This is a genomic window from Scytonema sp. PRP1 (assembly GCF_036697665.2).
In the GTDB taxonomy this organism is placed as follows: Bacteria; Cyanobacteriota; Cyanobacteriia; order Cyanobacteriales; family Nostocaceae; genus Kalymmatonema; species Kalymmatonema gypsitolerans.
Genome location: NZ_JBAHYJ020000005.1, coordinates 15399 through 40123, shown reverse-complemented (window position 1 = coordinate 40123; position 24725 = coordinate 15399). Strand labels below are relative to the sequence as shown.

At 41.1% G+C, this 24725-nt stretch carries 32 protein-coding genes and 3 pseudogenes; 18 read left to right on the top strand and 17 right to left on the bottom strand.

Annotated elements, in window-relative coordinates:
* Positions 1–243: 243 nt before the first annotated feature.
* The 3 genes from V5G28_RS00715 to V5G28_RS00705 form a co-directional block, all read right to left on the bottom strand.
* The gene (locus tag V5G28_RS00715; protein WP_336229359.1) at positions 244–606 is read right to left on the bottom strand and encodes an FHA domain-containing protein; all 363 of its coding nucleotides are present in this window, start codon (positions 604–606) and stop codon (positions 244–246) included.
* 128 nt (positions 607–734) lie between these two features.
* The gene (locus V5G28_RS00710) at positions 735–944 is read right to left on the bottom strand and encodes a hypothetical protein (RefSeq protein WP_336229358.1); all 210 of its coding nucleotides are present in this window, start codon (positions 942–944) and stop codon (positions 735–737) included.
* Positions 931–1860 (bottom strand): GIY-YIG nuclease family protein, encoded by a 930-nt coding sequence (locus V5G28_RS00705; RefSeq protein WP_336229357.1) that lies wholly within the window; start codon positions 1858–1860, stop codon positions 931–933. The genes V5G28_RS00710 and V5G28_RS00705 overlap by 14 nt, the downstream gene beginning before the upstream one ends.
* A 519-nt stretch (positions 1861–2379) precedes the next feature.
* Here V5G28_RS00705 and V5G28_RS00700 point away from each other — a divergent pair.
* Positions 2380–2457 (top strand): annotated as a pseudogene (locus V5G28_RS00700) (DUF2396 family protein); the annotation flags it as partial.
* Positions 2458–2492: 35 nt separating this feature from the next.
* On the opposite strand, the gene V5G28_RS00695 reads toward V5G28_RS00700, so the two are convergent.
* The 7 genes from V5G28_RS00695 to V5G28_RS00665 form a co-directional block, all read right to left on the bottom strand.
* On the bottom strand, positions 2493–4568 hold the full coding sequence (locus tag V5G28_RS00695) for a DEAD/DEAH box helicase (RefSeq protein WP_336229356.1): 2076 nt from the start codon (positions 4566–4568) through the stop codon (positions 2493–2495).
* Between the two features lie 647 nt (positions 4569–5215).
* On the bottom strand, positions 5216–6670 hold the full coding sequence (gene cap4 / locus V5G28_RS00690) for a CD-NTase-associated endodeoxyribonuclease Cap4 (protein ID WP_336229355.1): 1455 nt from the start codon (positions 6668–6670) through the stop codon (positions 5216–5218).
* The gene (locus tag V5G28_RS00685) at positions 6667–7161 is read right to left on the bottom strand and encodes a hypothetical protein (RefSeq protein WP_336229354.1); all 495 of its coding nucleotides are present in this window, start codon (positions 7159–7161) and stop codon (positions 6667–6669) included. Before V5G28_RS00685 ends, cap4 begins: the two co-directional genes overlap by 4 nt.
* Positions 7142–8230, bottom strand: coding sequence for a nucleotidyltransferase domain-containing protein (locus V5G28_RS00680; protein ID WP_336229353.1), 1089 nt, complete (start codon positions 8228–8230; stop codon positions 7142–7144). The genes V5G28_RS00685 and V5G28_RS00680 overlap by 20 nt, the downstream gene beginning before the upstream one ends.
* A gap of 458 nt (positions 8231–8688) precedes the next feature.
* Complete coding sequence (locus V5G28_RS00675) at positions 8689–8799, bottom strand: DUF6527 family protein (protein WP_336229351.1); 111 nt, start codon at positions 8797–8799, stop codon at positions 8689–8691.
* 4 nt (positions 8800–8803) lie between these two features.
* A complete protein-coding gene (locus V5G28_RS00670; protein ID WP_336229349.1) occupies positions 8804–8974 on the bottom strand; it encodes a DUF6527 family protein in 171 nt (56 codons plus the stop codon).
* Entirely contained in the window at positions 8949–9416 is a 468-nt protein-coding gene (locus V5G28_RS00665) for a multiubiquitin domain-containing protein (protein WP_336229347.1), read from the bottom strand. Before V5G28_RS00665 ends, V5G28_RS00670 begins: the two co-directional genes overlap by 26 nt.
* A gap of 99 nt (positions 9417–9515) precedes the next feature.
* Here V5G28_RS00665 and V5G28_RS00660 point away from each other — a divergent pair, with 99 nt between their 5' ends.
* Positions 9516–9866 (top strand): helix-turn-helix domain-containing protein, encoded by a 351-nt coding sequence (locus V5G28_RS00660; RefSeq protein ID WP_041042207.1) that lies wholly within the window; start codon positions 9516–9518, stop codon positions 9864–9866.
* A gap of 48 nt (positions 9867–9914) precedes the next feature.
* Positions 9915–10490 carry an ImmA/IrrE family metallo-endopeptidase gene (locus tag V5G28_RS00655; protein WP_336229346.1) on the top strand — a complete coding sequence of 192 codons (576 nt, stop codon included), beginning with the start codon at positions 9915–9917 and terminating at the stop codon, positions 10488–10490.
* A 174-nt stretch (positions 10491–10664) separates the two neighbouring features.
* On the opposite strand, the gene V5G28_RS36535 is transcribed toward V5G28_RS00655, so the two are convergent.
* The 4 genes from V5G28_RS36535 to V5G28_RS00640 form a co-directional block, all read right to left on the bottom strand.
* Entirely contained in the window at positions 10665–10970 is a 306-nt protein-coding gene (locus V5G28_RS36535; protein WP_442994192.1) for a DUF3155 domain-containing protein, read from the bottom strand.
* Positions 10939–11202: a GIY-YIG nuclease family protein gene (locus V5G28_RS00650; protein WP_336229344.1), complete on the bottom strand. Its 264-nt coding sequence runs from the start codon at positions 11200–11202 to the stop codon at positions 10939–10941. Before V5G28_RS00650 ends, V5G28_RS36535 begins: the two co-directional genes overlap by 32 nt.
* A 126-nt stretch (positions 11203–11328) precedes the next feature.
* Positions 11329–12456, bottom strand: a complete 1128-nt coding sequence (locus V5G28_RS00645) for a hypothetical protein (protein WP_336229342.1) — start codon at positions 12454–12456, stop codon at positions 11329–11331.
* A 76-nt stretch (positions 12457–12532) separates the two neighbouring features.
* Positions 12533–13132: a hypothetical protein gene (locus V5G28_RS00640; RefSeq protein WP_336229341.1), complete on the bottom strand. Its 600-nt coding sequence runs from the start codon at positions 13130–13132 to the stop codon at positions 12533–12535.
* 237 nt (positions 13133–13369) lie between these two features.
* On the opposite strand from V5G28_RS00640, the gene V5G28_RS00635 reads away from it, so the two are divergent.
* Positions 13370–14131 (top strand): hypothetical protein, encoded by a 762-nt coding sequence (locus V5G28_RS00635; protein WP_336229340.1) that lies wholly within the window; start codon positions 13370–13372, stop codon positions 14129–14131.
* Between the two features lie 68 nt (positions 14132–14199).
* Here V5G28_RS00635 and V5G28_RS00630 read toward each other — a convergent pair whose 3' ends face one another.
* A complete protein-coding gene (locus V5G28_RS00630; RefSeq protein ID WP_336229339.1) occupies positions 14200–14799 on the bottom strand; it encodes a hypothetical protein in 600 nt (199 codons plus the stop codon).
* 247 nt (positions 14800–15046) lie between these two features.
* On the opposite strand from V5G28_RS00630, the gene V5G28_RS00625 reads away from it, so the two are divergent.
* Together V5G28_RS00625 and V5G28_RS00620 are read left to right on the top strand one after the other, a co-directional pair.
* A complete protein-coding gene (locus V5G28_RS00625) occupies positions 15047–15349 on the top strand; it encodes a hypothetical protein (RefSeq protein WP_336229338.1) in 303 nt (100 codons plus the stop codon).
* Complete coding sequence (locus V5G28_RS00620) at positions 15346–15783, top strand: hypothetical protein (RefSeq protein ID WP_336229336.1); 438 nt, start codon at positions 15346–15348, stop codon at positions 15781–15783. The genes V5G28_RS00625 and V5G28_RS00620 overlap by 4 nt, the downstream gene beginning before the upstream one ends.
* A gap of 1 nt (position 15784) precedes the next feature.
* Here the strand turns inward: V5G28_RS00620 and V5G28_RS00615 are convergent, their stop codons facing one another.
* Positions 15785–16636, bottom strand: a complete 852-nt coding sequence (locus V5G28_RS00615; RefSeq protein ID WP_336229335.1) for a class I SAM-dependent methyltransferase — start codon at positions 16634–16636, stop codon at positions 15785–15787.
* Positions 16637–16746: 110 nt separating this feature from the next.
* On the bottom strand, positions 16747–16893 hold the full coding sequence (locus V5G28_RS00610; protein ID WP_336229333.1) for a hypothetical protein: 147 nt from the start codon (positions 16891–16893) through the stop codon (positions 16747–16749).
* A gap of 103 nt (positions 16894–16996) precedes the next feature.
* Here V5G28_RS00610 and V5G28_RS00605 point away from each other — a divergent pair.
* From V5G28_RS00605 to V5G28_RS00550, 12 genes and pseudogenes are all read left to right on the top strand, one after another.
* Positions 16997–17867: pseudogene (locus V5G28_RS00605) on the top strand (IS5 family transposase).
* 164 nt (positions 17868–18031) lie between these two features.
* Positions 18032–19175, top strand: a pseudogene (locus V5G28_RS00600) (IS4 family transposase).
* Between the two features lie 319 nt (positions 19176–19494).
* The gene (locus V5G28_RS00595) at positions 19495–19905 is read left to right on the top strand and encodes a hypothetical protein (RefSeq protein WP_336229332.1); all 411 of its coding nucleotides are present in this window, start codon (positions 19495–19497) and stop codon (positions 19903–19905) included.
* Positions 19859–20464 carry a hypothetical protein gene (locus V5G28_RS00590; RefSeq protein ID WP_336229331.1) on the top strand — a complete coding sequence of 202 codons (606 nt, stop codon included), beginning with the start codon at positions 19859–19861 and terminating at the stop codon, positions 20462–20464. The genes V5G28_RS00595 and V5G28_RS00590 overlap by 47 nt, the downstream gene beginning before the upstream one ends.
* Before the next feature lie 8 nt (positions 20465–20472).
* Complete coding sequence (locus V5G28_RS00585; RefSeq protein ID WP_336229397.1) at positions 20473–20742, top strand: hypothetical protein; 270 nt, start codon at positions 20473–20475, stop codon at positions 20740–20742.
* Complete coding sequence (locus V5G28_RS00580; protein ID WP_336229330.1) at positions 20726–20950, top strand: hypothetical protein; 225 nt, start codon at positions 20726–20728, stop codon at positions 20948–20950. The genes V5G28_RS00585 and V5G28_RS00580 overlap by 17 nt, the downstream gene beginning before the upstream one ends.
* 12 nt (positions 20951–20962) lie before the next feature.
* Entirely contained in the window at positions 20963–21808 is an 846-nt protein-coding gene (locus tag V5G28_RS00575; protein ID WP_336229329.1) for a phage terminase large subunit family protein, read from the top strand.
* 5 nt (positions 21809–21813) lie between these two features.
* A complete protein-coding gene (locus V5G28_RS00570) occupies positions 21814–22296 on the top strand; it encodes a hypothetical protein (RefSeq protein ID WP_336229327.1) in 483 nt (160 codons plus the stop codon).
* 11 nt (positions 22297–22307) lie between these two features.
* Positions 22308–22805: a hypothetical protein gene (locus V5G28_RS00565; protein ID WP_336229326.1), complete on the top strand. Its 498-nt coding sequence runs from the start codon at positions 22308–22310 to the stop codon at positions 22803–22805.
* A gap of 5 nt (positions 22806–22810) precedes the next feature.
* On the top strand, positions 22811–23179 hold the full coding sequence (locus V5G28_RS00560) for a hypothetical protein (RefSeq protein ID WP_336229325.1): 369 nt from the start codon (positions 22811–22813) through the stop codon (positions 23177–23179).
* An 18-nt stretch (positions 23180–23197) separates the two neighbouring features.
* Positions 23198–24064 (top strand): hypothetical protein, encoded by an 867-nt coding sequence (locus V5G28_RS00555; RefSeq protein ID WP_336229324.1) that lies wholly within the window; start codon positions 23198–23200, stop codon positions 24062–24064.
* A complete protein-coding gene (locus V5G28_RS00550) occupies positions 24064–24711 on the top strand; it encodes a M23 family metallopeptidase (RefSeq protein WP_336229323.1) in 648 nt (215 codons plus the stop codon). The genes V5G28_RS00555 and V5G28_RS00550 overlap by 1 nt, the downstream gene beginning before the upstream one ends.
* Positions 24712–24725 lie beyond the last annotated feature (14 nt).

The following is a 24725-nucleotide window of genomic DNA, read 5'->3' as shown; positions in this document are numbered from 1 at the left end:
AAAAAACTGTTAACAAATACCGAGGGACACTCGGTATTTCAAGCTTGTGGAGAAACTGTAAGATTTGTTAGTGCAAGCACTAAACAGCAAGTTTCTGTGAAGCAAGAATCTGCCGCCAAGCGCGTAAGTTTGGCAGTGAGAGTGTCAAAACGATCATCTCTACGTCCTTGCCCGTTTGTTTAACGGAACTAGAACAAATAACAGCCTCTGGAAGCTGATAACTAAATTGATGTTCTAGTTTCGTTAAAGGTCTCGAAAGGTCAGCCTCCAAAATCCTGGTTCTTCCGCCTCAGAGAACTTGCCAAGAATGAGAATCACATCCCCATTCTTGATTTGTAATCGACCTTGCTGACGCACATTGATTGGAGTGTCGTTATTACTTTGCTGCACATATGTTCCATTTGCACTGGATTCATCGACCACCCACCAGCATTTTGCCTCATATTCAAGGACGCATTGTTGTCGAGAGATTATCTTTTCTGGGTCGGGAAGTATTATATCGTTGTTGTTGCTTCGTCCTATAGCAAAATACTGCTGTTCTAGCTTGATAGTGTACTCATTGCTATCTGGGTCTTTAACATTGAGAAAATGATACTCTGAATACATTGATACCTCCTACTTGCTAGTTACCTCAGCTATCAATGCCTACTGAGGTTGCTTTCATAGGTAACTATTAGGGTGTGGTTTAACCCAAAGCAATTGAAGAATGATTGTAAAATCCTCTAGAGTCAATCTTAAGTTGCTTGAATTTTCCCAAATTTCTTGATTGCGGCAGATTTTGATAGATTTGGTGGCGGTGGCAGAGTGGTTAAAGGAGTAGTTACGGGGGGCGATCGCTTTCCACCACCCATCACCGTTTTAAAAAATTTTCCCAAAACCCAAACAAAGCAGAGTATCGCCAGATGCAGTGAAGCTGCTTTTTCTGTTTTATTAGTTACGTACAATAATGCTAGGCTTGTTCTCAAAAATATCCATTTCAACCGCAGAAAGTACTTTAGGTTTCATTTGTTGTAAGTCATTCAGCACATTTTTGGCATTCTCGGTATTGAATTTGTAGTATTCTGTCAAACTTCCGATAGGATAATTAAAATCGTGATATCGGTGCTTGAAATACAGTTCTACATTTCCTCGATGTTCCCAAGTTCCTAGCACTTTGATATCAACGCTTTGGTAATGCGCTCCTAAATCCATTTCTACTTCTGCTATTCGCATTCTAATAGGTCGCTGGGTGACTCCAATTTTGTACAAAATCCCTTTGTTTGTTTGAATCTCTAAAAAATACAGGGTGCAGGATAGGACTCGTTTGAGTTGAGCGCAATACAGTTTCAAATCTGTCAATCTGTAGCCCAAATCAGGAGCGTTTTTATGTTTGGCGTGTTCTACGGCTAACTCTAACTTGAGTAATTTTTTGAGTAATAACGGCTCTTGTACTTCGTTAAATAGCATTAACGAGAGTGCTCCAACAGGAATTTTACCCAGATTGGTGAATTCATATTGATGTGGGAAAGTAAAAACATTTTTTTGTAATAATTCTGCTCGAATCAGATTAGAAGAAACTAAATCAGAACTGATTAAGTATTTTTTGCAACCATACTCTGACCAGAGTAGTTTCAATTGCTTTAAATCTTTACTGGATAAATAAATGTTGAAATGCTGGTATAGTGGTAAAGTTGGAAATTCACGGGTTAATACCGGACGGCAGGTTTCTTCAGTATGGGCAAAATGATGCTCTTTTATCTTGCCTTTTTTGGCAAGTAGTCCACTACCGCAATAGGGACATTTAAGCGAGGTCTTTCCCCTAGAGACATCTTCAATACTTACCAATGTCTCATCTTCATTTACACCATATTTTAACCACATTGTCAGCAGCCAATTTAACAAGAAAGAATAGAGGCGTCAGTCGTCAGAATTCAGGGCTGAATTCTGTACGACTGGTGAACCAGTACTGCAGGAGGTGAGACCAGTGCTGCAGGAGGGTTTCCCTCCGTAGGCAACTGGCGTTCGCCCTCAGGCGTGCCGAAGGCATACCCGAAGGGGTAACCCGAGCGCAGGTAACTGGTGTTCGCGTAGCGTGCCGTTCGGCGGAGCCGTGGCGTTAGCCATAGGCATACCCGGAGGGCGGATGAATAAGTGGGTTTAAGTCCCCCACTAAATCTTTGATGAGCGTGGTCTACAATTAGTGGCGGGTTCTACCGTCAACTAATTGATTCTGATTCGGTGAATTCTGACTTCTGGGTTCTTCTTCAATATTATTCTAATAATTTGATGACCGATTACCTAGAACGCAGTAACCCCTGGTATTCTGAACTGTCGCAGGCTACATCAGCGTGACTTTACAGTATACCTGTGGACTTTAGCTCCAATTGAGAAAACCCGCCTTGGGAAGTGATTAATTTTCAACTGGAAAAAGAGCATGATGTCCCCATACGTTACCCTTATTTGGGCTTATTTGAGTAGTTGCTACTACAGTTACATAAAAAGAAGCAGACAACTCAGTTCTGAACATTGTTTACTGGTAGATGTCCGAATATCTGGTTTTGAGTTTCGGTCGGCGGTAATCTCAGTATAACCTTAGCCTCTTTGCCAAAACCCTGACTGAAAGCCGACTGAATTTCTGTGGAATTATAAACTTCTTTAAGCTTTAATTTCAGGTTAGGAATATTCTCAATCTCCAGAGAAATGTTTACAAATTTCGTTGTGGTTTCTACATGAAACAATCCAGCATTTTTGCTCAAAAACTCGGCAGTTGTTACCGAACATTTAGCTAAGGATTGTTTCCATTCCTGGGCATATTTTTCCTGAAAATAGGGATTGCCTAAATTTTGTTTAAGTAGGGGTGATTTTGGTTGTTGTTCTGGCACAGATGATATTTTGGGAGCTACCTGATTAACAGAGTTATCTGTAGTGGCTCTCATCGGTGCTAAGTTATCTTGATTTTTTAACTTTCGCTGCTCGATAAAAGACAGAGCAAGCCGGCGATTTTTATGCCTATCAAGTGCTTCAGTGTATAGCTCCCAAGCTTTTTTAGTAATTACTACTTCGAGTGGTTCAATCATTTTGACAATCTCTCGCCAATCCCCCAAAGTAAATTCTGAGATTTTTTCGATAAAGGTCATAAAGATAGCTTTGTAGATTTTGGCGGGAGGAGCGTTTTTTAAGTTCTGCGAGTACAGCATATCGTACACCATTTCTAGCTTACTACCCGACACAGATAGGTCAATTTCTGTTAGGTCAAGGTTGAGGCTATTTTGAACTCGGATTTTTATCGTGCTTTTCAGGTTTTGGTTTGTAGTTTCTTTAGTAGTAAACTCAACGCTGCAAGCGCAGCTAGGGCAAATAGCTTGGTGATGTTCAATGACTAAACCGTCCTCACCAATTTCTCCATCCACAATCGCCCTTTCATGAGAAAGAGGCTTAAAAATATGAGTGCAATGTGGACATTGGATTAAACCCAAAGAACTTGAGCAAGTGAGGGTTTTTGGTTCTAAGCTCCATTGACGCTCCTCGTCCGGGAGTCCATGCTTTTTCCAGTTGTCAGTTACGTCAATGATCACAGCCGTTGGTTTGAGACTTGAGGTTCTCAAAACCCGTCCTGTCATCTGAAGCCATAAAGTCGAGCTTTCGGTTGGACGAACACAGTAGATGCACTCGATATTCGGACAATCATATCCCTCTGTTAAGATTTCGTAATTAGTAATGACTTGGGTGGCCCCGGTACGGAACCGTTCTAGGATTTGAACTCTTGATTCTGGTTTAGTTTCACCATCTAAATGTTCGGCTTTAATCCCATGACGGCAAAATTGAGCCGCCAGCACTCGACTATGTTCTAGGCTACAAGCGAATATAACTGTCCGCAAATTCTGAGCATATTTTAAGTAGTTTTGAAAGATTTCATCAACTCCAATTTGGCTGGTGACAGCAACAGCTAATTCTTTAGCTCTAAAATCTCCACGGGACTTTTTAACCCCACTAGTAGAAATAGTTTGGTTGGTGCTAAATAATCTAAATTTACTTAAATATCCTTGCTTGATTAAAGCTGCTGTGGGTATTCCCACCACCAAATCGTCAAATAATTCTTGAAATCCTTGACCGTCGATTCTTTGTGGAGTGGCAGTTACACCCAATATCCGTGCATCTTGATAATGTTCAATTAGGCGTCTATATGATGAAGCGCTGGCGTGATGTGCTTCGTCAAAAAGTAAAAGTCCAATGTTTAATGGTAGTTCTAATAGCTCTCGTCTGGCTAAGGTTTGAACACTGGCAACTTGAATTCTCCGTTCTGGATGCTCAGGACATCCTCCTTTGATGATCCCAACTGATTCGCCTACAATAATTTCTAACTTTTCGGCAGCTTGAGTAATTAATTCAATGCGGTGAGCGATGACTAAAACCTGTTGATGCTGTTGAAAAAATTTGTGACAGATATGAGCAAAGCAGATGGTTTTACCTGCGCCAGTTGGTAACTGAGCAAGTACCCTTCTATTTCCTCTGTTCCAAGATTCGCAAATATCCTTTATCCATTTGCGCTGATAATCCCTAAGTTCGTATTGTCGGACTACTTTGCTCATAGCTCAAGAAATCAGTTGATTTTTTTACTTACATTATGCTTGGTAGATTATAAAATTATATTCAAACTAATAAATCCTACTGAGATGTTCCTTTAGGAGCATCGCTGTGAAGGCGAGTGTCCCATCTTCATGTCAGTAGGCACGAGCGTCTTGGGCATGATCTTGCTTTTATCTTTCCAGGACAGGGAGATGACGCGATCGCACTTCTGGGGTTATAGTCGAGTAATAACGATAATCAAATTGGGAGGAGGGAGACGAGCGACGCTCGTTTCCCTCCTCCTCCCATCCCCTACACGATAATCATTATTAGCAAAATAACTCGAATATTAAAAGTGAAGCATAAAATGAGTATCTCATTTTTGAAGCATATCATGAGTTAAAATCTCATTTTTTATTTCAAATCACAGTTACCAAATCTCCGATAATTAAGTTTTGAGACCCTTGTAGTCGAAAACTTTAAGATTCAAACTCTTCGCCAATTAAGGCGAGCCAGCGCCCTTTGGAGGGTTTCCCAACCCAGGCGACTGGCGTCGCAAAGAAAGACGCAAAATTTTTTGATAACTAATTAAGCGGACTTGGTATTACTCCTTCCTTAACGGCACCGAGTCACCGCCGCGATCGCAACAAAGTAGTTTGCTTCAGCAAATCTAGCTGGCAATTCCTGAGAACAGTTGGAATGTTTTAGAGTATTGACTATTAGATACCCATGCGTAGCAAGTGACTGGTGCTGTAGCATCCAAGCGATGTCCCAGAAACAGAGCAAGATGAGCAGGTCCAGCAAAAAATAAATGGATTTCTTTACCACCTATGCACACTAAGTTATTGACAATTAATTTTTTAATGCTTCCAACGGCATTGTTGGCATGTTGTGGAGAAGTAATAGGCTGCTCTCCTCTAATGTGAAGCAGTGGCTCACCTGTGAGTCCATACTTCTCCAGATTGACTTCCACTTCAGGAATAATATCTCGAAGAATACCTATGCTAACAACCAAGCGGGTTCCTGTTCCACCTATAATCTGATGAGCTAAAGGATAAACGGGGGTTTCTTGAGTGGGATGAGCATCTGTCGCCCATACCTCTCCACGGTATTCCATTTCAATGGCGTAACCCCTAACAGCTGAGAAGACAGATCCTATTGCAAGACATGCTGCCAGACGACGGTTGCCAGCAAGCCTGATTCGCTTAGTATTTCTATACTTTTCAATCCAGCTTCGAGTATCCTGTAGTTCAATCAGTAAGTGATTCCACTGTTGGGATAGGGCAATTGCACGAGTTTCACCACCAGAAAAAGATGCCCAATCGAAACACAATCCATGATGCTCTGGATTATTTTCAGAGGCAATGGCTGTGTAAATCAGGATGGGACGGAGGGCTGGTAGTTGACTGGGAGAAATTTTTTCTCGCAGTTTTGTCTCTAACTCTTTGCGGGTAATAATTTGATTCTTGCGCTGTCGTATAAATGTGCCTAAGTGATTATAGATATTATCAAAAGTTTTAAAAGATAAATCTTCATATTCACTCAGATTCTCAGCCAAAGACTGCTTAAAAAGAGCTTCGCCATGAGATTTTGCAGTGTTCCAATCTGCCTCTACTATTACCTTTTCAAAAATGAAAAAGGCATCTTGTTCTGTGCCGCCAATTTTTTTGACTAGGCGGGTATACTCTTTGAAAGAATTTTCTTTGACCGTAGAGTTTTCTTCATAAAAATCTTGAGGATTACGAACGCGGCGCAATCCATTTACCAAAGGCTCTAAGTCTCTGGAAACTCCTGCCGCAACAAGTATAAATTGCTGATAGGTATCTGGACTACCAGCATCTACTTCTCGGAACCGTTGAATTTCATTTAAAAACTTAGATGGTTGGAGTGTGTGGTCTTTAAATTCAAGAAACTCTATCGCAAACCCACGACCGGGTACAAAAAACTTTGCCTCTACATCTCCAATCCCTTCTCGGATCATAGCTGTGAAGCCATCCTGAGCTAGCCAAGCAGGAATGCGAGCAAGCATGACTTGCTCCTGAAAGGAAAAGCCACCTTCAGCAATATCACCACCACGAGACTGTGGTTCTAGGAGTGAGGGAGTCAAATGTTCGCTCTCTGTCATGCGGTTTGCTGCTCAGTCGGTTTTTCCACAATAGAATACCCTTCAACGGGATTGGAACTCCAGCTTTGGAGTTTTGAATCTGAGGCGTGTGACGATGGGCCAAGCCATTTTCCTGTATCTAGCCACAATTCATAGTAATATAACCATAATGCAGTCCACGGAAGGATAGTCTCTGCAAGCAGCATATCTTTCTGCCACGGTTTTTCTTTGGGATAGTAGAGGCATAAAGTTCCGTCTTTCCAAACATGGGGAGGTCGTGGTGCCAAAGTGGGAGATATGACATTAACGGTTGGGTAAGAGCTAAGTTTGTAGCGGATTGCTACTCGATATTTTGGGGAAAACTGACGGGGTTGAAGCGTGCCTCGCCATACAGCTACCCCACGCTCTCGCCTGTAAGCGAACCCAGGAAACCGATGCAGTATGTGCAACTTTTGCAGCCCCAGGTTGATAGTGGGTCTCAGTTGAGAATATTCAGCCTTGGTCAATCCCATGAAACTTGGTTGCAATGGTTGAAGTATATAAACCAGAAGCAGGTTGGCTGGGTAGAATTAAACCAGTAGAGCTGACGTAAGATTTGCCAGGTAAACCCGCTTTAGCTAATTTGGATGCAGCGGTTTCTACCTCTGATGGAAAATATTCTTCTCCAAAAATTTTTTGCCAGTATTTAATCGCCTTCTCCCGATCGTCAGTCTCTAAAGCTTTAGCTGCCCAATTCCGTCCTTCATTAATCCGTCTCATGAAAGTTTCAAAGTGGGTACGGCTCCAGTTCCAAGAGATGTTATGACCAAGAATTGGATCGGGGAGGTTTGGGGTTGCAACATTGCTAGTACATAGCAGGTGATCGTATTGGCGGTAAATAGCATCCAAAAGCTCGTAAAATAGGACTGCCAATGGCTGTGTCATGTCTAAAGTGTTCTTTTGGATGTGATAAACCAGCAGAGCGCCAAGCCAGTAACTTTTGGGTTTACGGCTTTTCATTTGGCAGTCACGGAAGTGCTTCAGAAGCTTGCCAAGTGGTTTAACTTTGTAATCGTTTTTTTCTTGTAGTTCATTGAGTAAGTTGATATACCCAATGGGGTGCGATGCAATCCACTTATTGAATCCTCGATCTGGAACGTAAAGCACACTCTCGAATCCATCTGGTGCAATGCAAGGAACAAAGTCTAGGTGAAAGTCTTTGCCTTTGAAGTAGACATGGACAGATCGGCGTGCCCGTTCTATCTCTATTTCCGCTTCTGCATATCCCTCAAAACCCAAAGCTTTTGGCAAGCCATCAAGCAACTTTTTCATGTCTTGAATTAATCGTTTAGCTTCTGGTTCATTTGCCTTTGGATCTCCAGGGACACGTATTAGGGTATCTACGTCTTTAACATCCCCTGATGTCATGTCCTGAGCGTAGGAGCCTGCAAGTCGAGAGTGAGGGTAAACAGTGGGAAAATCTTTGCTTTTGGCGATGTACTTACGGACTAAGGGCGGCAAATCGCGTGCTGCATCAAGGCGTTCTTGGGGTGGTTGAATGTTCTTGAGCAGTTCTTCAAAGTGTGTGATCAGCGGAAACATCTATTTTTACCTTTACTGAATTGGGCTATTCATAGCGCAGTGCTATGGTAATTTCTTTTCATATGCCACCATCATCAATATTTGAATCAAGATCTATCTTCCAGAAAAAACTTACTGGTATTACCTATAGTTCGTAACCAAATTCATTTGAATTTAGCCGACATTGACTTACAATAAGTTATTGTGTAGCACTTTATTACATTGTATTTTAATCCTATTTGATTAAAAAGAACAATTGTACTTATAGTAAAAACCGAACTAAAGTTAGTAGTAATTTTACGGTTTCTCGTTTAGTCTGGTGATTAACTCAAAGTAAGGGGAGCGAGCGCTATTTCTCAATTCCTGTACACTTCGTTATAGATTTGTTGCTCCACAAACAATTCATGCAATTAGTATATTGTTTACACTCTCAAGAGTAAGTAGGGAGTGGATTTTTCTTCTACACAAGACCATAAGGTTCATTCCTGACCTGAATCAGCGCACCATTCAACAACTCCCTGACGCACCCAAAAGTGGCAGTGGCATTCGTTAAGCTGTCTAACAGAAGGATGAAGTGTTGGTCGTCCCAACGAATCAATGGCGATCGCCCGAGCATTGATGCCGCTTTAGATTCAAGGACAGCAAAATACTTTCACCACATCCTCCAGGACAACGAAAACAAGCCCATTTCTGATATTCAGCATCACCAACGACTAAAATTTCCCCTGGTTTTATATTCTTAGGTGACAGATTCGTTATCAGCAATTGGGCGGTCTTCTACACTACGTACTTCCAGCCACACTCCATAGGATTTAGGGTCAACACCTGCAAGTTCCTTCAACTTTAACCCTGTGATAATTGGTGCTCCCCACTGAAATCGGCGACCGTCAATCACAAAGTAGAAAGAGCGATCGCTACGCCAAGTAATGAATCGCTCGATACCAGGCTTTCTGAGTTCAACCGTTTCATCAAGGCGGATTTCTTCTAACTGACCGTTATGTAGCACTTGGAAGATGAGGTACTCATCCACGGGTCTCTTGCTTGCTTCATCAAGCAGCTGCCCTTCTGTAATCACGGGGTCGTCTACTTTGTAACTTCGGTCATCAATCCGCACCAAGTAGTGTTTTGCCAGCGGTGGTTGTACAGCCCCGTGCTGCTTAACCCACGCTTCCAATTCAATCTCCTCAACCACAATATTGTTAGTCATAGTTTTAGTTGCAAGTTTGACTTTCAATTTCACTTGTGAAATTTTATCCATTATATTGCACACATGATTTAAAATTGCAAGAGTGAAATTGGAGGTGAAATGGCAAAAGGACAGTTTGATGTTGAAGCCTTTTATGCAGCATTGGACAGCCAGCGGCTGTCTAAGCGTTTGACCTGGAAACAAGTCGCCGAACAATCTGGTGTTAGTGCGTCCACCTTAACTCGGATCGCGCAAGGTAGACGACCAGATGTAGACAGTATGGCAGCAATGCTCGCATGGTCTGGGCTGAACGCAGACTCCTTCATTAAGCGCGAACAGGATACTCCAACTGAATCCGAACCACTCGCTAAAATTACAGCGTATTTGCGTGCAGACCCCCATTTAACGCCAGAAGCTGCATCTGCAATGGAAGCCGTCATCAAAGCTGCTTACGAGAAACTTCGCTCTTGATCAATGAGATGATATTACGCTGTGGTTTTAGGAAGGAGGTAAATGCTTATGCCAGTTAAGGCGAAGTTCCGTCGAGGCTTTAAGAAGGAGGCAAGTGCTTATTCCAGGGAGTTTCGGGCAGAGCTTGGTTTAAAACCACATGATCCCTTATGTCCTTGGCAGCTTGCTGAACATTTAGCAATTCCTATTGTTCCTCTGTCGGAATTTCAACATAAAATTCCTGACGAGGTTCGCTATCTCACAGAAAAAGACCCAAAAAGTTTTTCTGCGATAACAGTGTTTTATGGCACACAAAGAATAATTGTTCACAATGACGCTCACAGCCCTCTACGTCAGGCTTCCAATGTTTCTCACGAGTTAAGTCATGGCATCCTTCAACACCAGCCAGATGAAGTTTTCAACGAATGCGGATGCCGGAATTTTAACCAAGAATATGAAGATGAAGCAAACTGGTTAGCTCCGGCACTTTTAATTTCAGAAGAAGCTGCACTCCATATCGTTAAAACTGGAATGACAATAGATGAGGCTGTTGAATATTACCGCGCTAGCAAGGAAGTTATCAATATGCGTATTAATGTTACTGGAGCGCGAAAAAGAATTTCATCTCTTTGGAGAGCTAGTTGAATCAGCTTAACTGCAAAATTTAATAAATTTTTGGCAATCATCAATCAAAAATTTTATATAAAATAAAAAGTTAATAAGGCTGTCATCTATATTCATAAACTTGGTCAAGTAAGTCTTGTTCGTTTTTAGCCTGCCATATCTGGCAGGCTGTAGTAGATTCAAGTCATAGCTGATTTAACTAGCGACGGACGCTATTTCTGGTGAGAATAATTTGTGATTTTCGATGGCATATTTATAACTAAACAGTCCTTTTTTTGACAAGAAAAATTTTTCTTCACTACCCGATATCTTGAGTACGGTGATAAGGCATGGTGGTTGAATATTGTTATTGCGAATGAATTTCCTTGCAGTTGTACAGGTTTTTTCTTGATGGTTCTGTTGATAGCAACTAAAGCTTGTAACCTTTGATAGTAAAACTTTTCCACGTAATCTACGTCTTAAATAGTATTTACCTAGTTTTTGTCGAATTCGTTTTGACATTTTGCACTCTCCTTAATAATTGTGCATGGTTTTTAGATCGCTTAAGTTGAATTTCAAGCTGACGGGCTTCTTGTTTACTTGAGGTCTTCCACACGTAGACGATTTTGAATTCGATGCCGCGTTTTATCGCAGCACGAGTAAATGCTGCTCCAGACCCTTGTAGATGCTGCTGAAATCTTTTCTTGAGGTTCGCGCATGAACCATTCGTAATAACGAGCTTGATGTTTCTCATGGACAAGCGGACTCCTATAGCTCAATTAGGTAGCAGCAAGGAATTGAGGGGATTTTTCCTGACAATTCCATATATGCTTTATTTGGGATTATTTTTAAGACTGAGGCGTTAGCTGATTGTGGTGGTTTATGTCGTTACGCAGTTGAGCCTTTCTTGTTCTTGTAGCCAACTAATTACATTTGATTTACTAATGCTTTCAGGCTTATCTTCACCTGCAAGAAATACTTGAAAACAGCCAGTTTCTAACTCATAGTAGTCAATGATTAAACCGGATTCTCTGGCTGTTTTTAGAGCTAATACTTCCTGGGGTAACAATCTTTCAATTCTTAACTGTTCTTTTGGGGAAAGCTGCTTCAAAGCTTCATCTTTAACAGCTAAATGCCTGTATATAGCACTTCTAATTTGATGGTAACTGGTAGATAATTTGAGTTTCTCTACCAGCATTAATACTTCTTCCCCAACTGCCTGCTGTTTTGTAAGGTTAGTGGTGCTAGTTTGTTCGTTTTGTTTTAGTTTGGAGTTAACTTCTATAGCTTTTTCGCTCTCTGTTGGGGATATTTCCACTTGTGGAAGCATCCTCGACTCAACCAGAACCACTTCAGATTCAACAGTCTCTTCCTGGGACTGCTCTTTTTCTTGAGATTTGATTTTGGCGTGATAGTCTGCGATCGCTTCGCGGAGAATTTGTTGGGGGAGTAGCCCATATCCGTCAATCAATTCCTGTGTGAGTACCCCTGTTTGGTGGTCTTCTTCCCACTGGGGCGGAAATTGACAAAACCTTTCACCTTTTAAGGTTCTGCGCCAAATTGATGGTTTTTCTTCAAAGCTATTTTGAGAAGTTTCTTTCTCAGCTTTAAGTAAAGCTTTGCGTTCCTCAATCAATTCCAGTACCACTTCGCAGGTTAATCCACCGATAGGGTAATCCTGAAGTTGGTTGATAATTGGTTTGTATTTTTCAGAACACAGTTTAAGTAAAATTGTGACTGGGATGGGTGCTAGATGCTGGGGACAGCAAGCGAACTCTTGGAAGTTTTCACCTATCTTGAGCGCCCGTATTTCTTCTGCGCTTCCCTTATCCCAACTGTAAGTATTTAACAGTCTGCGGTATTCTTTTTTGCTATAGCTGGTTTTATATTCCCAAAGCAGGAAAGCGAAGTGGAGATATTCTAGACTGCTGTTTTCAATATGTGCGGTTGGGTTGGGTTCTAGTTGATGTTGTTGGCAGTAGGAGATTGCCTTGTGAGTAGTTTCCATGATAAAATTTGCTTCGCTTTTATAATTAGTCGGTCTTTCTTTAAGACCAACTTTCCCTCCGCCGGCAAACTGAATACTATGCTGCTGTTACTGGTAGCAAAGCGTATTGCTCTTGGTGCTGCTGTAAGACAGCGATCGCATAGCCCAAGGTGTGTTGGTGGTATTTGGGCATTTTTCTGAATGAGATATCTTGCCCCCACTCCTGTACTGTAGAGGGTGCAATCCCTAGTACCTGCGATAAGCTTTTGACACACTGCGGACGAAAGTTGATGTGCGTTACTGTAGCTAGCCGCTCTGCTGGTGTCATTCCCTCGAAGAATACTTTTTTTAAGAAAATTTCTGCACTTGCGCTTGGTGGAGTGTATTTTTTTCCTTTTACAATTGCGTTGATTGTGGCTCTGTCTAAGTTGCACTTGTTGATATAAGCCAGTGTTAGTTTTGTGTGGTGGGGCATTTTGTCGAAGCTAGGGTTGTTACCCCACTTGCGAACAGCTTGTTTTGTGACTCCCAGTAGTCCTGATAGCAGTTTGATACACGCGCTGCTGTACTGAAACCTTGTTTCTTCTTCGAGCAGAAGTTCTGGGCTGAGTTCGGCTATCCCAAAACAGAGGCGGAGAAATTGCCTTGGCTCTAATCCCTGCTGTGGTAATACTCTTAGGATTTTGCAGTTGTTCATATAGGTCGGTAATTTTGTTTTTGAATGTTTTTTCTACTTAAGGGATTTTCTTGACTTGAGATATTTCCTAACACTTTACGGAAATTTTGGTTTATTTTACTAAATAATTTACAAAACTTAACTATATTAGGAAAATTCTCGTTTGCTTTACACCGCTTGCTTTATACTTGTTTTGCTGCGTAAGCGTTTTTAATGATGCGGGGGTTGAATTTGTGCTAGAGTTATAGACTTATAGATATGAGTGATACTTCCGATAAAAATAAGCAGTACAAATATATTGATGTTCCATTGAATGATGAAATGGAACAAAAGCTGATGTCTTTGCCAGCGGCTTGGGAGAGAACAACAGGTAATAAATCTAGGGGGAATAAACCTGAAAGTAAGCGATTGCGTAATTTGGTGGATTTTGCCTTTGCTTTTTTAGAATTTTTAATATTGAATGGTATATCTTTACCAACGCCTGGTGGATTTGACAGATTTTTTGCGGCATCTGGTTGGGCTATCTATAAGTCTGGAACTACAGTACTGCCAGATGCTGGAACTAATGAAAATGTTCAGAATAATACTGTTGGTGAGCGAATTTCTACAGAAACTCAACTAGGTCGTGATTTGTTAGAAATTATTGAGGCTGATGAATTAGATGTTATTCAGCCTGTAGGCAAAGAAGGTGTTTCTTTGTTGATTAAAAAGCTAGCTGCAGGTTATTTTGCTTACCAGCAGCTTGTAGCTCATTTGCGTCATCAAAATATACCAGAACCTACGGTTTTAGGAACTGAAGAATGGGTCAAAAAATACTTTTCTGATTCTTCTTCTTGCCATGATTTATTAGAATTTATATTAAATATGGATACTCTTCCAGACCAGGAACAAATGACTTTTTTAGCTAATAAGTTTAAGGTGCGTACTAGACAATTATATAAAATTTATTATCTTATGCATGGTTGTTCTGGAGAGCATTCTGATTGTCATTGTGAAAATGAAAATAATGACAAAATGTGATTATACTTGATAAATATATTATATATTATAGATATTTATCAAGTATAAATATTTATCAAGTATAAATTTTAGTCCATTTTTTCTCGATCTATTTCTGTTAATTGTTCTCCTAACTTTAACTTTTCTATTTTTTTGTCTCTTGCTATTTTCTTTGCATCATCTGCAAATACATCAAGAATTTCTGCTTCGCTGACCTGAAATTTTTCTGTTAGTTGCTTTAATCTCTTTTGGTAAGCCTTATTGCATTTGCTGACAAAGCAACTAATTACTATAGTAGCCATATCTTCTGGAGCATACCCTTTTTCTTCTAGCGTTGAAGTTAATGATTCATATAACCCTATAGGCATGCCTCCTCTAAATAATCTATATGGTCCGTCATATTGAATAGTTTTCCATTTCAAAAAATCTTGTCCGCTTTCATGAACGCACATTCTATCTATTGCTTCCCATGCACCGTACTGTGCTGCTTCTGCCTTACCTAATGAAAAAGCACGGGTGATGTAAATCATTTCGTCGTATAAAGGTTTGGGGATATGACCCCTCAATTCTTGCGATCCTCTTTCAACTACTAGTATTCCATTTATGATCCCCCTTTCAGGGTGGGCTTTTTTATCTGCCTCTAGTTCTTCAAGAGTTACAGGTTTTTTAGGTGTTTCTGGGTTTGGCATGATATGGCTTTAAGCTGAGAGGGCGACACACAATCGGATTTTCTGTCTTTACTATTATCTCCCGTAAGCTATGATGCTGACAAATTAAGCGGTGAATTGAAATTTAAATATATGTTTCATCGGAAAATCAGTTTTCATCATTGAGATTTTGTACCAGATGTTGTAATATCACCATTAGGATTGACAAGTTTCACGGGTACTCTCCGTAAGAAATTTGTCTTATACTAATCGTTTCTGACAAAAAGCGATGGAATTAGCTGATTTGTCTTTGGCTTTTTGGAACGAGTTACAGCATTATGGCTGGAATTGCACTCCCGACTTTACTATCGATGCGTTGATAGTCAAAGTTGATAATTATTGTTTTGCTACTTATGTTCTTAAAAAATTTCGTGAAGTTTTAAAATCCTGGGCGATACGCTTTGGTTTAAGTTCTGTAATTATTAAGTACGGAGAGGATGTTTGGGATTTTTTTGATGTGGAGGCTTGCGTATCTCCCGACTGTATTTTGAAGCACAAGTCAACTCGAAATCCTTTTTTGCAAAAACAATGATTGTGCTATCTATGGCTTCGATTCGAGCTTTGGAAGATATTCTTGGTCTGGATTATATGCGGTTTCAAGAAACAATTATGCAGTGTACATCCGAAGGTCTGATAACTTGTGCTGTGAGTAATGTTACAAACGTTTGCCTTCATACTAATCCTAATTTGGAGCAGAGTAGAGCTATTTGGAGCCCACCTCGATTGATTGGTTACAACTATTTAGAATTTTGGCGTGAAACTTTTCCCCAACTGGAGACTTTGCAGCTGATTTTGGCAAGAGATAAGCACGTTAAGGGTTATGAGTACGAGGGCATTCGCCCAGATCGTTCGAGGTGTCGTTATTCAACGGATTTTTATTTGATTGACTATATGGGAGAGCCTACTCGTTTTGGTATCTCTCACAAAGAGGATTTTGAAGTTGTACGCACAGCACCTTCAAACTGAACTAATTTTCTTTCTTCTCTCCTACAACCAAATAGGAACGTCTTTTTCCTGGAATTTCTCGTGGTGCTAATTCAACCGTATACCGTCCGTAGTTCGCACGGAGATCACCTGGTTGTATTACTGATGTTTCCCACCCATAAGTAGCAAATAATTGTTCTGGTTCATCCGTTCCAAATCGCCAGTGACCGCTAATTACGGCTTTGCTATTTTGAGAACCAATCTGCCACGATTTTACACTAACCAAATCAGCGCCTAAGTAGCTACCAGTAGGACTTAATTCGCTGATTGTCGAAAGCAATTGATGAACTTCTGTTTCATCAAGATACATCAGAAGTCCTTCTAAAAGCCAAACTGTGGGAATATTCGATTGATATCCATGTTGTAAAAGCAAATGCGACCAAGGCTGTTTGAGGTCGGTTGCGATTGTATGATGACGGCACTTTGGCGGAATCTCTTTGAGAATCTCTTGCTTATAATCAATAATTTCTGGTAAATCAATTTCGTATAATTGTGTTTCTGGTGGTAAAGATAGCCGATATGCTCGTGTGTCTAAACCTGCTCCTAAGAATACTACCTGATGAATTTTCGACATCACTTCCATGATGAAATCATCAAAATACTTTGTACGAACTGCTACAAACTGTACTTTTAGCAGGCTTGCTGAGTCTTGGGTTTTCGAGAGCCATTCTTTTTGTAAATTAATTGCAGCATCACCAGCTAGTTGTGCGGCGAAGGGGTCATCAAATAATCGGTCTGGTCTTTCTGTTTCGATAGCTCGTTTTGCAGCCATTACTACTGCGGTGCGACATACATCTGATTGGATTGTTGGGGATTTACTAAATTGAACTTCCATGTTCATTAAAGAATTATTTGCTTTTGAGCTATTTTATCTAAAATGCGTTGTTCTGCAGCTTCTAGGTGAACTAGTGATAATAAAGTTTTTTATTTCTCTTGCCGAATTATTTATAAATTTTTGATAAGGTAATCACCACTTAAATAATAATTACCAATACGTACTATTTCCTCGTCTGTAACTTCTCTTCCAGCAAAAGCATTGCCTTCAAGTTCTTCTACTTTTTCAATCCAAGCGATCGCACCAGAGGGTGTCATCTCTTAGCTAAGAGGCTATTTATAAAGTAAATCTAAAGGTGAGTAGAAAGGAGTACTCCCAACGGTAGGATACATTCCATATAGTGTATTTACATAGTTGCTCATGACACGAAAGTCTTATCCCACGGACTTAAATGATAGGTCGTGGGAAATCCTTGCCCCTCTAATTCCACCAGCATTCGTTGGGTGGACATCCTCGCACAACTGATATGCGAGCAGTATGCAACGCAATCTACTATCACTTGAAAACAGGGTGTCAATGGGATATGCTTCCAAAAGACTTTCCACGCCCGTTCAACAGTATACAGCTACTACCGAAAATGGCAGCGCAGAGGAATCTGGGAAGAATTAAACCACGCACTACGTGACAAAGTGAGGAAAAAAGTAGGTAGGTCAACACAGCCGACAGCGATTGCCTTTGGCACTGCCCCTTGGGCAATCGCAGCAGACAGTCAGAAGGGTTTAAACGACGGAAAAAAGGGGAGCCAGTGCGTTGGGCGGGCAACGCCCGACTTGAAGCAACTGGCGTGGATGTGTACGGCAATGATTGCGGTAAGCTGAGTCTTGGGAAGGAAACGCACTCACGAAGTTGATAGCCTTGGACTATTGCTTAAAGTAGTTGTGAGCGAAGGCAAAGAAGAGTGAACGAGTGCTTGCAGCGTATGCTTTGATGGGGTGGACGAACACCCAGAGTTATTAGAAAAAGTTGAAGTCATGTGGGTTGACTCAGAGCAAAAGGGTGATAAGTTTGCCTTGGCTGTTTGGTTGATGATTCAAGCTCATGTTGAGGTTATGCGCCGTACTGATAAGGAGTTTGAGGTTTTACCCAAGCGTTGGGTAGTAGAAAGAACATTCGGTTGGTTTAACCAGTACCATTGTCTGAGTAAGGATTACGAACGTCTGACACCAAATGAGTGAAGCTGCCATATACGCCGTTATGACTCGTCGGGATGCTACGTCGTCTAGCCGTCTAAAGATTTACTTTATAAATGGTCTCTTATTGATTGTGATAAAAATTTAAATACTTTAAGCTGACGGGGCGACAAAATAGTCTGAGAAGCTTATTTGGTAAACAGTACGGCGATTTATGGTAAGAAAAGATAGGTCGTTCAATGTCAATAAGACCTATCTAATGATAATGTTGCCTGTATTTTACCAAACACACCTGAAAAGTCAATTTAATCCTGCCGAATACATCTTTCTCAAAATTTTGATTACGGTGCTGCAATCTATTAAAAAAGTTAGTTTGGAGGCTTTAGCTACTGCCTTACCAATTCCAATTAAATTTGAAAGTAGAAGAAAGAAAATACAGAGATTTTTGTCATTGCCGAATTTAACAATTGAAAAAATTTGGTTCCCCATTGTTATGGCATGGTTAGAAACATATTTTACATCTAGCAAGATAGTTTATGTAGTGATTGACCGAACGAATTGGTCTTGTATAAATCTATTCATGGTTAGTGTTGTTTGGGAGCAAAGAACGTTTCCAATATACTTTGAATTATTACCCAAGCTAGGCAGTAGCAATATTAATGAACAGAAAGCAGCCCTGTCTCAAGTCTTTCCAATTTTTAAGAATTATAAAGTTTGCGTATTAGGAGACCGTGAATTTTGCTCAGTGAAATTGGTAAACTGGCTCAGAGAGCAGAATGTATATTTCTGCCTGCGCCTCAAAAAAAATGAATTCATTGAAGTTGAAAAGGAAATTTGGTTAGAATTAAAAAATTTAGGTTTGTCCCCAGGAACCTCTTTCTTTTTAAAAGGAGTTAAGGTGACGAAAACTAATGTTTTGTCAGTTTTAATGTCGCGTGTAAATGGAAACGTAAAATCCAGGGAGTTACGCCGGAAGAGGGGTGGTTTCTCCTCACGAATCTAGAAACTTTAGAGTTAGCGATCGCTAGCTATAAAAGAAGATTTGATATTGAAGAAATGTTTCGTGATTTTAAGAGTGGTGGTTATAATTTAGAAGGAACAGCCGTGTCGGGTGAACGATTTCTTGCTCTTATTTTACTGATAGCGATCGCCCCTATACTTCTGCCACTTTATATGGACAGAAAATTAAACGTATCGGTCTACAGAAATATGTCGGTCGCGTCAAAGAATATGGACGCATTGAAAGACGGCATAGCAGTTTTTACATTGGATTATATGGCTATACTTGGGTCAATTTTATGGAAAGTTGCCAGGAGTTAGTCACAGAGTTATTGAAATTTAGTCCTAATAAGCGAAGATATTATCAACAGGGACAGAGGGCGATGAAGCTTATTCTGTCTACATCATAGCCGTTTTTGTCGCCCCTTCAGTACTTTAAGGTAAGGTTGTTTTTGTCAACTTTACCTTTTTTAGAAGATTTTATTTTCAATACTTATTATCCAGAAATACTGGGCAAACCTATTTATTTATATTGCCGCTAAACTTGATGCTATGTAATCTTTTAGGAGTACCCAAACTAAATTGGGATTAACTGAGTATTTACTAGATAGTTGAAATAAGCTTGATTTGAATCTATGATTTAATTGTTGGCTACTCAACTAGAAATTTGTTAGAGCTTTGTTTACAGTTCTATTAAACTGCTCAGTTTGTTGATTGCGGGTAAATTTGATGGAGCAAGTAAGATATCTCTATAGGCTTTATACAAAAACCGAGTTGGCGCAGCGATATGGGATTACAACTACTGCACTAAAAAAGTGGTATCGATTTGCTGGGATTATTCCACCTAAAAAGAAGGGAGGCTATTTCACTAACGATGGTGTCGAGGCAGCAGATTACTTTTACATAGCAACTAAGTACAGGAGGTTAACCCATAGCGAATATTTATCCGATGTACTTCCTGCTGGGGGGTTGAGCGAGTATTTATTGAAGGCTAATTTGATGTCTCTTGAGGAATTTATTATTAGATATATTCCTGAAGATGCGAGGAATAACGATGTTGTAGTTAGAGAAATTTTGGAGAAGATAAGAAACAATGAAGCATATCAACCAGATGGTTTCTCAGTTGCAAGTGTCGCTTGAAGAATTGCGTGAAGTATGCGATTTATTAAATCTTCAAGTTGACGGAGATAAAATATCTGATCCTACCGAGCATTCTTTGTTACAAGTTAAGCAAGTTGCCTCTAAAGAGAATAAATCTTTGCGCGATGCAGCTTTGTATTTATTGCAATTACGTTCTGAATGCCAACAGGCTGACGGATATCATTTCAACAAGCGCGAGTATATCAAACAAAGGTTTGGTGTTGACCCAGAAGAAGCTGCACCAGATAGTTTTGTGGGTATACTTTACCGAGATTTGGATAAAGGCATTCAATTAGGACAATTACGCCATCAGGTTGTACTTGAATCTTCTACTTTGGCACTTGAAGAAAGAATATTTCACGGTACGGGTTCTACTTCATTTGGTGAAACTGACTCTGACCGAGCCGTTCTTAGGGTTGAAAGTCGCATTGGTGATAATTTTTTCGGTCAGATCAACTGGGAGGAGATCAATCATCCCCTGCTAGTAGGTTCATCGACACCGCAGCAGAAACAGTTGAAGTCCTCGCAGCCGAAAACCGGGCAATCTCAGAAGAAATAGTTCAACAGATATTACCTATCTGCTACCAGTTGCGGGATGAGAGTTTGTCCGAATTGCGAGGTGCTTCTACCTTGGCGGTAGGCATAAACTTCTTGAGTGTAGTAGCTGGAACGGTTGTTGGGACGTGGATTGCGGTTCCTCCCACTCAAGATAGGCTTGAAGTGAGGAGTGTACAGCCAATTTTGGCAGGTGTGGGGATTGGTGAACTGATTGGACTAGTACTTGCTTTATTTATTATCTGGACCAGGGAGCACAAAGGCAATGCAAGCAGCAGTTAATTTTTTAGTAAATGTCTCCGGCGGGTTATTAATGAACCTGGGCGTGTCGGGAATGGTGGGGCAGTTGATGGGAGTAGGGGCTACTCTTGCCTTGCACCCATTGCTCTTACTTACCGGGATAGTTGTCGGTGGCGCGGTGATATCAATCGCCCGTGAGATAAATAAACGTCCGTGTTTGCGCTTGGTTGTTGATAATAGTAATTGTTAGGGGTATGTAGTTGTGTTTACACCCAAACCTCTACAAAATACTAGGCAGCCAAGAAAGAAGAAAAAGCTAAATGCCGCTTTGTGGACTGTTTGTTCGACTGTTGGAGCATTATCTGTAATTGGTAGCGTTGCGCTCATGGTTGGTTGGCGACAGCAACTACCAACTAACCAAATATCCGAGGTACAACAAGCAAAGGCACAAGTTGCTCAGATCCGGGAAGCTTATCTGGAGAAGCTCTCGCGTACTGACTACAACATTGACCATTTGTCAAGTTATTCTTCAGTTGAAGGTATGCTCACTTTGACGGGTTGGCGACAACTAGCGGCGGCGTTGTGGGGACAGCAGCTACGGGGGGAAATATCCAGGATGCAGGCTGACGAACGTTCGGGGTTCTACCGTCTACATTATATGCCAGCCCTCGAAATAGTTAAGTTTAACTCGCTGGATGTACTGCTAGAAGCAGCTTCTGGAAACAACACATTTTATTGGGGCTACAAGCGAACTGACGGGACAAAGGTTGAAGAAAAACTACCACCAGGGGCTGCTGCTGTTTTGCTGTTGGGTAAACTTGAGGCGATCGATTATGCCCAGAATTTGGAGTCTCAACCAGCTGTAGATTTGAATTCTATGCTCATTCAAATTAGAAACGCCCAAGAACCGTATTCTTTGGCTCAGGCGCAGTTGCTACGGGCGCGGGGGTATACCGATCCAGTTGAGCAAATGTCTCAAGTAGCAGATATTCGAGAACGGATAAAACAGAGGGAAGAAGCGCGTTCGTTATATCTCAAACAAATAAAAAAGCGCCCCTCACAGTCACTTAATCACAAGCAACCTGTTAGTAAGCAATCAGGGGGGTGAATCCAATGTATGGTAAGTTTGCTGCTGCCCTTATTTGTTTGTTGTTGTGTTCTTTCAACGCGATCGCAGCAGTCAAACGAACGCCAATTCGTACAACTTTAGAGGGTTCTTCTCGAACAACTGTTGAGATGATGCCATCTCCTAACAGTAATGTTCATTGGTTTAGTGCTGTTGTTTTTTTAGCTGGGTTTGCTTGTTTTTTGGGCTGGGGAATAAATGAGTATAACCAGTTGGTTGAGGACACTAGTGATGATTTACCCCAACCTCAACAGTTGGAAAATTCCAAACCAGTTTCAATTCAACCTCCTCCTGTTATATCTTCACCACCTGTTCCTCCAGTTTTAATTTCTCCTAATATTGTGCCATTTCGTACAAGAGAGATTTCTCCTTCCCAATCAGGAGAAATGTCACCTCAAGAATTTTACGAACGACTGCAACAGGAAGATATTTGGCAAGAAGACGATTCAGATAACCAGTCAATTAGCTAGTGAGGTAAGTTATGAGCAACAACAAGCGTAGAGATTTCAATGTTGATTATTCGGAAGGTGGGTCAATTGTACCTGTAAATCGCCTCTCTTCAATGCTGACTCAAGCGCAGTCAGGTGGGATACAGCAGTCTAACTCTATACCTCCAGTGACGATAGATTATAATGCTCAGCCAGTACAACCAGTTGAAGTTAGATATGTCAATTCGCCTACTTCCTACAAACCAAGAGTTCCTCAGATAGAGGTTCCCTATGTGGAAGTTTGGAAGGCGCATCGGTTACATCCTCAGAATCCCTGGCGATTTTTCTGGTACATAGCGTATTTCTTATCTGATTGTATTAAATCACCTGTAGGAGTAGGCTTAGTTGGTCTTTGGTTGTTTGTGATGCTAGTTAACTTTCTCCTTAATGGGTCTTATACTGGACCGGGGTATGTTTCTGGGAAGAAAATAGAGGTGTTCGGTGAGAAAGTACCTCAGTTTACTCTACCAGTCGTTAAGCAACTGGAATAGTCTTCGTGTGGGTAAGACTTATTTTTTGGCTGACACTACTATTGTGGATTGCAGATATAGCTCAACCAGGGTATTTGCAATTTTACAACTGGCGTGAGGCAGCGGCATTATTGCAGAAAGTGCAGAAGACAGCTTTGTCAACTCAGGTGGGAGGAGAGAGTGAACAAGCTTTAAGAGATCTTTCAAAAAGGAAAAAAACTCAACTTCATAGGCAAGATTTCTCCCAGAATGAGGCAACCGTATCTGTTTCTACCTCTACTCCTAGTAGTTCTTCTAACTGCCGTGTAGCCAAAAATGACTTCGAGTCAGTATTACAAGACTCTCAGGTTGGTTGCTGGTTGGCGGTTCCTGCAAATGCAAGAAATAAAAACTGATGACTGAGTCTTGGAATAATGCGAATCCTTTTTGAGTTTGGTGAGAACGATAAAGATACTAGTGTTAAGAATTTTGCTGATTCTACTGATTTGACATCATCAGATGATGTCCATACTCCTGCGCGTGATTTTAATTCGGCAAGTTGGAAATATGCGCTTTGTACAGCATTGCTTGCAGTATCTATTGTTGTGCGTCCCATCTCAAATTGGATAGATACTCAATCCGTAATCCAGCAAGTAGTCGCATTGGTTAATCCGCAAGCTTCTCAAATGCCTAATAGTCTAGCTGTTCGTCTCTATCACGCAATGCAGCGTAAAGGCTATGAGGTGTCTCTTGGCGAGGGGGAGGTAAATATTATCTATATTCGTGGCGCTGACCAGTTTGGTAGACCAAATGGGAATCGCATTAACGAGTGGAGCGATCGCCGTATAGTATTGCAGTTTCGTTCCGGGAGTCCGGTAATTGCTGGTAACTGGGCAGCGACGGTTAAGCCAGGACTACCAGCGATTAAGAATCCTTTGGGCAAGTCAGGTGCAGCATTTATCGAACCGGGACAGTACCGGGCTTGGCAGGTGGGTAGTCACCACGGGATATTTGGACGCGTTGAGGAGGGTTTGGTTCAAGTCGCACCAGTTAGCTTTCGCCGCGATGTTAGTCGTGACGGTAATGTTAATGGTGAACCCGTACAGTCAGGAAAAATTGGGTTAAACCAGCATTCTGGAAGCAATCAAAGGTATGTTGACGCCAGCTCGTATGCTTGTCTTGCTGCTCAATCTGTTTTGGGTCATCGTAGTTTTATGTCTGTTGTGAAATCTGACCCTCGTTACCATCAAAATCCCAATTACTTATTTGCAACCACTGTTTTGGATGTAAATGATTTGTAATGCGGTTGGTTATCGATTTTCGAGCTAGTAAGGCTAAAAACAAGCTTTCAATAAATAACACTTGGAATTATGCGATTGCAACCTCAGTTTTGATTGCAGCTATGGTGGTTCCCCAGGTTTCTGGGTGGGTTGAATCTCAGCTTAGTGTTAAATCTTTCCAGGGTCTACTACTACCTAGAACTGTTGGTAGTAATGAGGTTTTAAATAATGGTCGAATTGCTTTTCCAACTGCGACTGGTACTCCCGTAACTAGTGAGTTTGATTGGCGAACACACCCCATTACGGGCGATACGCGAAGCGTCAAGCCTCCGGCTTATCGCAAGTTTCATAACGGGATTGATTTTGGTGCGTCAAAGGGTACAGCAATTTATGCAGCTGATTCCGGTCAGGTGGTGAGCGCAGGTGACAAAGGAGATGGTTATGGAAATGCAATTATTATCCAACATCAGGGAAATATTTCTACTCTCTACGGTCATGCCAACGAATTGTACGTGCAAGAAGGGCAACAAGTTGTACGTGGGCAAATGATTGCGACGGTAGGTAGTACGGGTTTTTCAACAGGACCGCATTTGCACTTTGAAGTTCGCTCTTATGGCGTAGCGCAGAACCCCCGTCCTTACTTGCACGAATATTTAGCTAACCGTTGAAGGTTATTTCGCTA